Here is a 12,275-nt window from a genome sequence, read left to right on the forward strand (position 1 = left end):
TTCGAACCCACGCAGGCTGTTACACCCCTGACGGTTTTCAAGACCGTTCCCTTAAACCACTTGGGTACACCTCCAAAGCTCATATGCAATTCGTGAGCAACAGTGTCGCTCGACATGATTTATAGTACCAACTGAAGAGACAGATGTCAAACCCTTTTGTGAAAAAACATTAAAAAAAATTGAGCGCCTCAAAATCGAGGCGACTCAAGTGTTTAGTTCGGCATTTCAATCTTTTCTTTCCCACCCATGTAAGGACGAAGCACTTCTGGAATGACGACTGATCCATCTGCCTGTTGATAGTTTTCCAAAATCGCTGCCACCGTTCGACCGACTGCTAATCCTGAGCCGTTCAATGTGTGAACAAATTCTGGTTTTGCGTTGGCATCACGACGGAAGCGAATTCCCGCACGACGCGCTTGGAAATCTTCGAAGTTAGAGCAAGAAGAAATCTCACGATACATCCCTTGTGCTGGCATCCATACTTCGATGTCATATTTTTTCGCAGCTGTGAAGCCGAGGTCTGCCGTGCACATGCTGAGTACTTGATACGGAAGTCCAAGACGCTTCAATACCTCTTCAGCATGACCTGTCAATAATTCTAGTTGTTCATATGACTCTTCTGGTTTCACGAAGCGGACGAGCTCGACTTTGTTGAATTGGTGCTGACGAATCAAGCCACGTGTATCACGACCAGCTGAACCGGCTTCAGAACGGAAGTTAGCGCTATATGCTGTATACGTAATCGGAAGCTGTGTTTCCGGGATGATTTCTTCACGGTGCATGTTTGTAACTGGCACTTCAGCTGTTGGAACGAGGAAGTAGTTCGTATCCGCTACTTTGAACGCATCTTCTTCAAATTTAGGAAGTTGACCTGTTCCGATCATCGAATCACGATTGACCATGTACGGCGGCAATACTTCTGAGTATCCATGCTCGTCTGAATGAAGGTCCATCATAAAGTTGATCAGAGCACGTTCTAAGCGAGCACCTAATCCTTTATAGAAGACAAAACGGCTACCCGTTACTTTTCCTGCGCGCTCGACATCGACGATTTTTAGGTCTTCCATCACGTCCCAATGTTGCTTCGGCTCGAAATCAAAATCAGGCTTCGTTCCGATTTCACGAATTGTCACGTTATCATCTTCTGTCTCACCGATTGGAGTTGACTCATGTGGGATGTTTGGAATGCTGAGCAAGATCAAGTTGAGTTCCGCCTCTACTTCTCGTAACTCCACATCCAACAATTTGATTTCATCCCCAAGACGGCGTGTTTCTAAGATTGGACCTTCTGCATCTTGTTTGTTGCGTTTTAATTCAGCGATTTGTTTTGTCGCTTCATTGCGCTTCGCTTTCTTTACTTCCACTTCGTTAATCAAGTCACGGCGCTTTTCTTCTAACTGCGGGAAGCGGTCAAGTGCACTCAAATCTTCTCCACGGTAAGCTAATTTTTCTTTAATCCCTTCAAAATCTTGTCGTAAACGTTTAATGTCTAACATTGCTATTCCTCCTTTTTTCATATAAAAAAGGCGGCACGTCCCTTTCCCGTAGGAAAGGGACGAACCACCTTGGATCCGCGTTGCCACCCTCGTTGCCCAAATGCATGAGCCACTCGATGCACGTAACGTGTGCCAAACGTGACTTGTTTCCAAGTCAATGCTCCGAGGCCGATTCGGTTACGCCATCTCACTAGTTTGCACCAACCACTAGCTCTCTGTCAGTAGACGTACGTAACGTACTTATTCTCATCATCGCATCTGTCATTGAATTAATCTTACTTTACAACATCTGAACTTGTTCGACAAGACTGATTTTTCCAAGTGCCAATCTGATTTGATCGAGGAAATCAACAAATGCTCGCGTCATTCTCGTCAAAAACGAAGCCGTATCAACCGCCTCTGCCGTGACAAGCGTCATCTTCGGAGGCGTCTCCCCTTCTAAATAGCGAACTTGATCCGAGGAGTCGATGGTAACCGTACCTGCCTGTGTATCGACCTTGACCGGAGCGTCTAGTTCGAGCAGTTCAACTTTCGGTTCAGGGACAGGTTTCCCTTTTTCGACTAACACTTCAAAGTCATTCGTCGTCCGGACAGCGACTTGTTCCGTTTCACCTTGAGAGACCGTTGCCGTTTCCGAAATGGTTTCCCCCGTCCGTAAAATCGGTGTCATGACGAAATCTGCGTATGCATAGTCGTGTAACGCTTTCGTCGCGACGTAGCGTCCCTCATCAGATGGTGCGCCAAGAACGACGGATAACACAGTGCGACCATCCCGTGTCGACACACCGACAAAGCAATAGCCTGCTTCATTCGTTGTTCCTGTCTTAAAGCCGAGCATCCCCGGATAGGCGAGATCCCGGTCGGCAAGCATTCGGTTCGTCGCGTCAAAGCGAACACCGTCGACATCCACGTATGCCCGTTTCGTCACGTCGAGCACTTCCGGATAAGTCGTCAAATACGCAATCGCCAACTTCATTAAATCATTGGCAGATGTCAAATTATCTCCTGGTAGACCGGCTGACACAGAATCGAGTCCCGATGCATTCGCAAACGTCGTTTGTGTCATCCCTAACTCATCCGCTCGACGATTCATTTCTTTGACGAACGCCTCTTCTGAACCAGATACCGCTTCCCCGAGCGTCACAGCCGCTTCGTTCGCCGAACGAATTAATGCTGCATCGTATAACTCTTTGACGGTATACGGTTTATTCAGTAGCGGGATTCGTGCAAGTCCCGGTTTTCTCGTCAGCGCCAAGGCAGCGTCACTCGGTGTAACCTCTTGATTCCAACTGAGCTTTCCTTCTTCGATTGCTTCACGCGTCAAAAATGCCGTCATCAGCTTTGTGATCGAAGCCGGTTGAAGCATGGCATCTTCCTGTTTTGTAAATAAGACCTGCCCTGTCGTCACGTCTACGAGCATCGCGCTCGCCGCGTCGACTTTTGGCGCGGCCGCAGAGGCGACTGAGGGTACGATTACTTGTACAAGCAACATGGCAACAAACATCATGATTAAATAGCGAGCCTTCACATAGTTTCCCCTTTCTATACGCTTCTTTGTTCAGTGTAACAAAAAATAAGTTTGAAGGACCCCCTTTCCATGAGGTCCCTCAAACTTATGCATATTGCTTCTGATTTTCTTTAACCATCTCGATAAAATAACGGTGCAATGATAAATCTTCTGTCAATTCTGGATGGAACGAACAAGCCAGGTACTGGTTGTAACGAACTGCTACAATCGCTTCCTCAACTTCAGCGAGCACATCTACTTCCGGTTCAACTCGCGCCACTTGTGGGGCACGAATAAACACCGCTTCGACTGGCTCATCAATTCCTTTTACCGGAAGATCGACTTCAAAACTGTCGACCTGACGTCCGAATGCATTACGTTTTACTGTCATCGGAATTTTCTTTAAGTGGGCGTCATACCCTTCGACTTCGTTCGCGAGAAGAATCATGCCGGCACATGTGCCAAACATCGGTAACGTCTCCATGTCGCGAAGTGGCTCAAGTAACTCATAACGATCGAGTAAGCGTCGCATCGCGGTACTTTCTCCACCTGGTAAGACTAATCCATCGATTGCTTTCAAGTCTTCTAGCGAGCGGACTACAACGGTTTGAGCACCGAGCGCTTCAAGCATACGAACATGCTCACGAATTGCGCCCTGCATCCCTAATACGCCAATCGTTACCATCTTACCAGCCTCGTGGTGCCATGAGTTCTTCATCTTTGAGCGTACGGACGTCTAGTCCTTTCATCGCCTCACCTAATCCTTTTGAAAGATGTGCGATCCGCTCATAGTCATCGTGGTACGTTGTCGCTTCTACGATGGCACGTGCGAATTTCTCTGGGTTCTCCGCTTTGAAGATACCAGATCCGACGAAGACACCATCTGCTCCGAGATGCATCATCAAGGCAGCATCAGCTGGTGTCGCGATTCCACCCGCCGCAAAGTTAACGACCGGGAGACGACCCGCTTCACGAATTTGCATAAGCACTTCAAATGGAGCTCCGAGATCACGAGCCTCTGTCATGACTTCATCCACGCTCATCGACAAGAGACGCTTCACTTGTGCTTGTACGGTGCGCATGTGACGAACCGCTTCCACGATGTTCCCTGTTCCTGGCTCACCTTTTGTACGAATCATTGCCGCGCCTTCGCCGATACGACGAGCCGCTTCGCCAAGGTCACGTGCTCCACATACGAACGGTGCTGTATAGTCGCGTTTGTACAAGTGGAACTCTTCGTCTGCCGGCGTCAATACTTCACTCTCATCGATAAAGTCGACCCCCATCGACTCGAGGACACGCGCTTCAGCGATATGTCCGATACGGCATTTTGCCATAACCGGAACAGATACTGCTCCCATGACATCTTCAATGATTGTTGGGTCGGCCATACGGGCAACTCCACCCATTTTACGGATATCCGAAGGTACGCGTTCAAGTGCCATGACAGCAACCGCACCTGCAGCTTCAGCAATTTTCGCCTGCTCTGCGTTGATGACGTCCATGATGACGCCACCTTTTTGCATTTCAGCCATCCCACGTTTTACTTTATCTGTTCCCACTTGTCTCTTTTCCATTGAAATCCCTCCATGAGTTCATGTTCTACTTGCTAGTATAAGCTGGATTGACTATATTAAAAGTGCCAGATTCTTATTTTTTAAAGTGGTCAGTTTGGATAAAGAACTCTATGGCTACTATCTCGAACGTGTTGAAGTATAAAGGAGGAATCAGTATGTTCGACCGTGATCCGTTTGAAGGAGGTCATCGCGCCTCATTTGGTACACCTGGAATTGTCTCAGCCTTGATTATCCTCGGTTTTCTCTTATACTTCTTTTTCGGTTCGTAAAGAAAGGAACATTGTTTTATGGATATGCTTACTTTCTCACTTGAACAAGACTCGTCCATCCCGCTATATGAGCAGTTATATAAACACATTCGGGATGCTATCGTCGACGATACATTAAAGACGGGTACCAAGTTACCTTCGAAACGCAAACTCTCTCAATTTTTGGATGTGTCTCAGACGACAGTCGAGTTTGCATACGCCCAATTACTCGCCGAAGGGTACATTGAATCCGTTCCCCGAAAAGGATTTTATGTGTTGCCGCAAGAGGAACTGTACGTCCGGCGATCGAGCAGCACCATCACGCCGTCCCCACCTAAAAAGACGTATACGTACGATGTATCGCCAAGTCAAATCGATACGACCGCTTTTCCGTTTGAACGTTGGAAACGGCACGTCAAGAACGTTGTCGATGAGGTTCATCATGAACTACTCGCGCTAGGTTCCGTCCAAGGGGATCTCGAGCTACGACAGGAAATTGCGACCTATCTCTATCATTCACGAGGCGTCCAGTGCTCACCTGAACAAATCATCGTCGGATCAGGGACAGAACAACTCCTTCCACAGCTTTTGGATTTGTTACCTGACGCATCGGTCTTTGGCATTGAAGATCCCGGCTATCCACTCACTCGTCTTTTATTCGAGCAACAGGGGCGCACCTCTATCCCGATCCCGGTAGATGAAAGTGGAGTTTGTGTCAGTGAGCTCGAACGCCATGAAATCGATGCGCTATACGTGACACCTGCCCATCAATTTCCGACAGGTACTGTCCTATCCGTCAGTCGACGCCAACGTTTATTGAATTGGGCGCTCGTTCACCAGACGTATATCATTGAGGACGATTACGATAGTGAGTTCCGTTATAGTGGTAAACCCATCCCCTCTCTTCAAAGTATGGACCCGAACGAACGTGTCATCTATATCAGTACTTTCTCGAAATCACTCATGCCATCCCTTCGTATTGGATATATGGTGTTACCAACACCTCTATTGAATCGTTACCGAGAGCGACATCATTACTTCACGTGTAGCGTCCCACGATTCGAACAGCATACGTTGGCTCTATTTATGTCGAGTGGTGACTTCGAGAAGCATTTGAATCGGATGCGAAAAATATACCGCCGCAAGTTAGAGATCGTGCTCGCCGCCTTCCGCCCATTCGAACCGATTGTCACAGTGACAGGTGCGAGCGCTGGATTGCACGTTGTCTTGACCGTCATCAGCGATCGGACAGAGCAAGAATTGAAACAATCCGCTGAATTGTCGGAAATCGCCATCAAATCGATGAACGACTATCGCATCGTACACCCAGATTCGCACATACAATTTTTGTTTGGCTTTGCACACTTGCCTGAATCATCGTTACCGAATGTGATTGATCAGTTGATGAATGCCTGGTCAATCCCGAAAGGAGCGACTCCATGAAGCGACATGTTCGATGGATCATCGGAATTTGTTTACTCGGCAGCGGTCTATTCTTTTTAACGAGCTCGATTTGGAAAGAGAATCTCGCCAGTTCAACGAGTCAATATGTCGTTGAACATATGGAATTGCAAGACAAGAGTGAAATTGAGTCAAGTTATGATTTTGCGGCAGTCACGCCACTTTCCTTTACGGACGTCTTACAAGCGCGCAATCGGTTTCATCAGTTGCCGACAATCGGTGTCATTTCCATTCCAGATGTTTCACTGGAGCTCCCGATCATAAAAGGATTAGATGATGAGGGTCTCGCCGTCGGAGCGGGGACCATGCGTCCCGATCAACAAATGGGAAAAGGCAATTACGCACTGGCCGGTCATTATTTACAACATGCGACCGCTCTATTCGGTCCGCTCCATGAAGTCCATGTTGGTATGAAAATCTATCTTCGAGATGATACACACACTTACGAATATATCGTGACATCGCTTGAAACCGTCTCTCCTGACCAAGTTGATGTATTGGATGAAACAGCTACTCCCACCCTTACATTAATCACTTGTACGTTCGATACGACGGAACGACTCATCGTCAAAGGTTCACTCGTCACTATTGAATCATGACCGCATCTCCTCAACCAACAGGAGACGCGGTTATTTATTGTTTTTTCAAAAACATATTGTTAGCGCTTACAACTTCCGCTAAACTATTTTTGAAAACGTTTGCATAAAATTGTGCAATTTAACTCAAACAAAAGAGGTGTCTCATGAAGAAAAAAACTGCTCGTCAGGCTTCGACTTTATTCCTGTCCGGTGCATTGCTCATTCAAGCCGGTGTTCCGATGAACGCATTGGCTGAACCGACTGCAATCACGATTGATGGGGCAAAAACAGATTGGGCTAATATTCCCGCCCTCGCAAGTTCTCCCACTGCTGGATGGCAAGGATTTGATGTCGGTGATTTATACATAAACAATGATGCCCAACACCTTTACTTTTACGTAGACGCGAATAATGTCCCGAACTGGGGAGACAACGGGCAATATATCAACATCGCCCTTCAAATCAACGATGAAGATTCAGGTGTATCGACGAATCCCCTCGGTTATCCATTCGATTTTAAAGGTGTCGACAAGGCGCCTCAGTATCATATTCTCGTCCGAGTCGATGGCGATCAGAATGTAAAAGAGGCTGCTCTTTATCAGGCTGGTCAAGAGAAACCACTTTTGCAATTAAATCAGTTGAACGGTGCGGCTTTTGCCTTAGACCGAACGAAAGGATTTGAAGGAAAAGTTCCTCTGTCATTACTCGGCTTAAACAATGGAGATCAAGTCCGCGCCTTAACTGTATTAAGCGGAAATAACGCCGGAGAACATGGGGCGTTCGATACGATTCCGAGTAATGCTGCCAATCAATTGGCCAATAGTTGGAACGTGTCCGCCACGCCATCCACACAATCTGTTTATAGTGCCCCGTTCACCTTAAATGGGGTAGAGACGATCGACCAACTTGAAGTTGCGTCCGTGACCCCGGCCTCATCATCCATTGATGTGGATGTGTCTGCTCCAATCACGTGGACATTTAATGAACCCGTCCGTTTGGATTCCACATCGGTTACCTTACAACAAGGGGAGACGCGTGTCCCCGTTGATGTGACGACGAACGGTACGAGCGTGACACTTCAACCGAAAGAAGCTCTCGCTCTCAATACGTCATATACGGCCACTATTCCAGAAGGTGCAGTGACTGGAACGATTTCGAATACAACACTCCCGGCATTGACGACTACTTTCAAAACAGCAACAAAGCTCGCTGATCCTTGGGAAACGACACGCTATATCGAAATGAAGTATGTCCGTGCCGATCATGACTATACGGATTGGAACTTATGGACATGGAGCACAGGGAAAAAAGACGGACAAATCGATCCATACCGGATAACTGACGATGGGGCCATCTTCCGTATCCCGGTTGGTCAAGACGCCACGAAAGTTGGGTTTGTCATTCGAAAAGGCACGGACTGGGCCGTTAAGGATGCTTATGGAGAAGACAGATACGTCACGCTCGGAGAAGACCGCGTCACGAAGGTCGTCGTCGAAAGCGGAAAAGGTACCTTCCATCAAGTTCCGACAATCAGTGGTCCCGAATACGGTACAGATGGGGTTCAATTCTTCTATCGTGATGTAGCACTCTATGAAGCAGGAGAAATGGATGAAATCGATCAGGTCGCACTCAAAATCAATGGCGAGACGTACCCGATGACTTATGAGCCAGAAAACGAGTGGTTCCGCCACACGGTACGTTTACCTGAAGGAATCCATGACTACACGTATCTCGTCACGAAGGACGGCGTCACGACTGAAGTGAAAGATCCTTATTTCGAGGCTTCTCAAATCGAATATCGTCAACCAACAGTCAAACTCACTTCTTCTGTCAGTCCGAAAGCCATCAGCTCTCGTGAAAATGCGGTTGTTCGAGTAAACCCGACCTTGCCAAAAGGTGTGACACTCCGAGAACTCTATATCGATGCACGCCCACTCGGCGGTCCTGAAAAGTTACACATTGATCGTGCGTTAAACGCCCAAACGATCGCGGTGAAAGACACGGTCAAACCTGGAAATAAGACGCTTGCCGTCACTGCAATCGACCAATACGGAAACGTTCATCGCTCGAAAACAACAGTTCGTGTCGTCCCTAAAACGATGAAGGAAAAACAAGCGTTTGACTGGGATGAGGCGCGCATCTATTTCATGCTCACCGATCGCTTCTACAACGGAGATTTATCCAATGACAATCCGAATCGTGAATACTATGACAAAGATCATCCTGAGTCTTACCATGGTGGCGATTTTGCAGGTGTCACGAAAAAACTCGATTATTTAGACGACCTTGGGATCAATACGATTTGGATTACGCCAATTGTGGATAACATCGATTGGGATTTACGATATGGAAAAGACGGTTCTCAGTATGGATATCATGGGTATTGGGCCAAAAACTTTGAAAAACTTGATGAACATCTCGGGGATATGGCTGCCTTCCATAAACTGATTGATGAAGCGCATAAACGTGGAATGAAGATTATGGTCGACGTCGTCTTGAACCATCCCGGCTACGGAATGGAACCTGGGGCAAGCTCATCCGTTACGAACTTCCCAACGGATGCAGAACGACAAGTATTCGATGGGATGATTCGTGAAAATCCGGTCGACGGAGACGATCTCAAAATGTCGCTATCCGGTCTTCCCGACTTCAAGACGGAAGAAGCTGCCGTTCGAGAACAGTTGGTGAAATGGCAGACAGATTGGATCAAACGGTCGAAAACGAAAAATGGAAACACGATTGATTACTTCCGTGTCGATACGGTCAAACACGTGGACTCCACAACGTGGAAATCATTTAAAAATAAATTAACGGCAATCAAGCCGAATTTCAAATTGATTGGGGAACACTATGGGGCGAGTATCAACAACACAGGCGGCTACTTAAGAAGTGGTCAAATGGATTCCTTGCTCGACTTTGATTTTAAATATCAGGCTGAACGATTCGTGAATGGCAATATCGAAGACGTTGAAAAGGCGCTTCAATATCGTAATACGCAATTATCAAACGAAGCGACGCTCGGACAATTCTTGAGTAGTCATGATGAAGACGGCTTCCTCGTCTCACGGGCAGGCGGGGACACTGGGAAGCAAATGGTCGCAGCCTCTCTTCAAATCACAGCGAAAGGTCAGCCTGTAATCTATTACGGAGAAGAAGTCGGTCAATCTGGGAAGCATGCAGGCGATATGGATCAAGGCGAGTTCAATGAAAATCGCTATGACTTCGACTGGTCTCGCGTCAAAGGTGAAGGAAAAGCGATGCATACGCACTATCAAAAACTTTTGAATATCCGTGCAGACTATTCGCACGTATTCAGTAAAGGGACACGTTCGTCCATCGCTGCAAATTCTGAGGCCGGCTATTCGATTTTCAAACGAAGTTATGGAAAACAGTCGGTTCTCGTCGGATTAAATACGAAAGAGAAAGCGCAAACCGTTTCCTTTAATACTTCATATAAAGCAAAAACCATTTTGATTGACCGATATAGCGGTAAACAATACATCGTTCAAAAGAATGGTAAAGTCACCGTCTCACTTCCTGCTCAAGATCAAGGGGGTACCGTGATTTTAGTAGAGAAGCGCAAATAAATAACCGCCATCCTGAGTGTACAGGATGGCGGCTTTTTACATTAGCGTGAGTAGTTCGGTGCTTCTTTTGTGATATTGACATCGTGTGGGTGACTTTCTTGAAGACCCGCACCCGTCATACGAATGAATTGTGTGTCTTCACGAAGGGCACGGATGTCGGCAGCGCCACAGTATCCCATACCTGAGCGAAGACCACCAATCAATTGATATACCGTGTCAGCGAGTTCGCCACGATAGGCAACACGTCCTTCGATTCCTTCTGGAACGAACTTTTTGTCTGCTTCTTGGAAGTAACGGTCTTGGCTACCGCGCTTCATCGATGCTTCAGATCCCATACCTCGGTATGTCTTAAACTGACGACCTTGGTAAATTTCCATCTCACCTGGGCTCTCTTTCACACCGGCAAGCAAGCTACCAAGCATGACAGCGTTTGCTCCAGCAGCGATGGCTTTGACGATATCGCCTGAGTACTTGATTCCACCATCAGCGATGACTGATACACCATGCTCTTTTGCTTCTGTGACACAATCATATACAGCTGTGATTTGTGGAACACCAACGCCTGCAACGACGCGTGTCGTACAGATTGATCCTGGTCCAATTCCAACTTTAATGACCGATGCTCCAGCTTCAATCAAAGCACGTGTCGCTTCAGCAGTAGCTACGTTTCCTGCAATGATTGGGAGCGATGGGAACGTATCGCGCAACTCACGAACTTTTTCAAGCACACCAGCCGAATGTCCATGTGCTGTATCGATAACCAATGCATCTACGCCTGCTTCTACAAGTACTTGAGCACGTGAGGCTGCATCTTTTGTTACTCCGACTGCAGCTGCTACAAGAAGACGACCTTGCTTGTCTTTTGCCGCGTTTGGGAATTGCTCGACCTTCTCGATATCTTTTGTCGTGATGAGACCTTTCAATACGCCAGCCTCATCGACAAGTGGAAGTTTCTCAATGCGGTGTTGATGAAGAATACGTTCTGCTTCCTCAAGCGATGTACCTACTTTTGCAGTGATGAGGTTTTCCGTTGTCATCACATCCTTGATGACGGTTGAATAATCTTTGATGAAGCGAAGATCACGATTCGTCAAAATACCAATCAACTTACGCTCTTCTTCTGAGTTGACGATTGGTACGCCAGAAATGCGATATTTACTCATCAAATACTCAGCATCATACACTTGACGATCTGGAGTTAAATAGAAAGGATTTGTGATGACACCGTTCTCTGAGCGCTTAACGCGATCGACATGCTCAGCCTGCATCTCCATTGACATGTTCTTATGAATGACACCTAATCCGCCTTGACGGGCCATAGCAATCGCCATCGGAGCTTCCGTGACGGTATCCATACCCGCACTGATGATTGGGATATTCAATTCTAATCCTTCACAGAGCTTTGTGCTTAAATCAACGTCACGCGGTAAAACATTTGAGAACCTCGGTACGAGTAATACATCATCAAACGTTAAACCTTCTTTTGCAAACTTGTTTTCCCACATAAAAATTGATGGCCCCTTTCTCGTTCTACCTACATCTTTGTTTCGAAATATTTCTGTAATGGTAACAGGTATAACGCAAAAGTGCAATTCAATTCCCGATGTTCAGAAAAGTCAGAATTGTGTTCATTCCTCTATGAATGATGAGAATTGTTCGGAGTTTCATAATAAAAGGGACATAAATACGGAGTTCGATTTCATCATACATACAAAAAAGACGACCGAGCGTATGCTCGGTCGTCCTCTCTGTTGTTGCCTGGCAACGTCCTATCCTCACAGGGGGAGATCCCCCAACTACTTTCGGCGCTGAGACGCTTAA

General features: G+C 46.9%; 8 protein-coding genes and 1 other annotated feature. Of the genes, 3 read left to right on the forward strand and 5 right to left on the reverse strand.

Annotated features, from left to right (window positions below; genetic code table 11):
• Window positions 1-212: 212 nt before the first annotated feature.
• The 4 genes from serS to pdxS form a co-directional block, all read right to left on the reverse strand.
• Window positions 213-1,496, reverse strand: a complete 1,284-nt coding sequence (serS, locus tag PQI28_RS15340) for a serine--tRNA ligase (protein WP_339963807.1) — start codon at window positions 1,494-1,496, stop codon at window positions 213-215.
• Between the two features lie 52 nt (window positions 1,497-1,548).
• Window positions 1,549-1,758: a binding site (T-box leader), on the reverse strand.
• Window positions 1,759-1,776: 18 nt separating this feature from the next.
• Complete coding sequence (locus PQI28_RS15345) at window positions 1,777-3,024, reverse strand: D-alanyl-D-alanine carboxypeptidase family protein (protein WP_214877049.1); 1,248 nt, start codon at window positions 3,022-3,024, stop codon at window positions 1,777-1,779.
• 85 nt (window positions 3,025-3,109) lie between these two features.
• On the reverse strand, window positions 3,110-3,688 hold the full coding sequence (gene pdxT / locus PQI28_RS15350) for a pyridoxal 5'-phosphate synthase glutaminase subunit PdxT (protein ID WP_214750030.1): 579 nt from the start codon (window positions 3,686-3,688) through the stop codon (window positions 3,110-3,112).
• 1 nt (window position 3,689) lies between these two features.
• Entirely contained in the window at window positions 3,690-4,580 is an 891-nt protein-coding gene (gene pdxS, locus PQI28_RS15355; protein ID WP_214697307.1) for a pyridoxal 5'-phosphate synthase lyase subunit PdxS, read from the reverse strand.
• Between the two features lie 287 nt (window positions 4,581-4,867).
• On the opposite strand from pdxS, the gene pdxR reads away from it, so the two are divergent.
• The 3 genes from pdxR (at window position 4,868) to PQI28_RS15370 (ending at window position 10,454) form a co-directional block, all read left to right on the forward strand.
• The gene (pdxR, locus tag PQI28_RS15360) at window positions 4,868-6,271 is read left to right on the forward strand and encodes a MocR-like pyridoxine biosynthesis transcription factor PdxR (protein WP_339963808.1); all 1,404 of its coding nucleotides are present in this window, start codon (window positions 4,868-4,870) and stop codon (window positions 6,269-6,271) included.
• On the forward strand, window positions 6,268-6,888 hold the full coding sequence (locus PQI28_RS15365) for a class A sortase (RefSeq protein ID WP_339963809.1): 621 nt from the start codon (window positions 6,268-6,270) through the stop codon (window positions 6,886-6,888). Before pdxR ends, PQI28_RS15365 begins: the two co-directional genes overlap by 4 nt.
• Window positions 6,889-7,031: 143 nt before the next feature.
• Window positions 7,032-10,454 carry an alpha-amylase family glycosyl hydrolase gene (locus PQI28_RS15370; RefSeq protein WP_339963810.1) on the forward strand — a complete coding sequence of 1,141 codons (3,423 nt, stop codon included), beginning with the start codon at window positions 7,032-7,034 and terminating at the stop codon, window positions 10,452-10,454.
• 41 nt (window positions 10,455-10,495) lie between these two features.
• Here PQI28_RS15370 and guaB read toward each other — a convergent pair whose 3' ends face one another.
• The gene (guaB, locus tag PQI28_RS15375) at window positions 10,496-11,959 is read right to left on the reverse strand and encodes an IMP dehydrogenase (RefSeq protein ID WP_214697315.1); all 1,464 of its coding nucleotides are present in this window, start codon (window positions 11,957-11,959) and stop codon (window positions 10,496-10,498) included.
• Between the last annotated feature and the right edge of the window lie 316 nt (window positions 11,960-12,275).

The sequence above is a fragment of the Exiguobacterium sp. USCH10 genome, assembly GCF_037619445.1.
GTDB classification, from domain to species: Bacteria; Bacillota; Bacilli; order Exiguobacteriales; family Exiguobacteriaceae; genus Exiguobacterium; species Exiguobacterium aestuarii_A.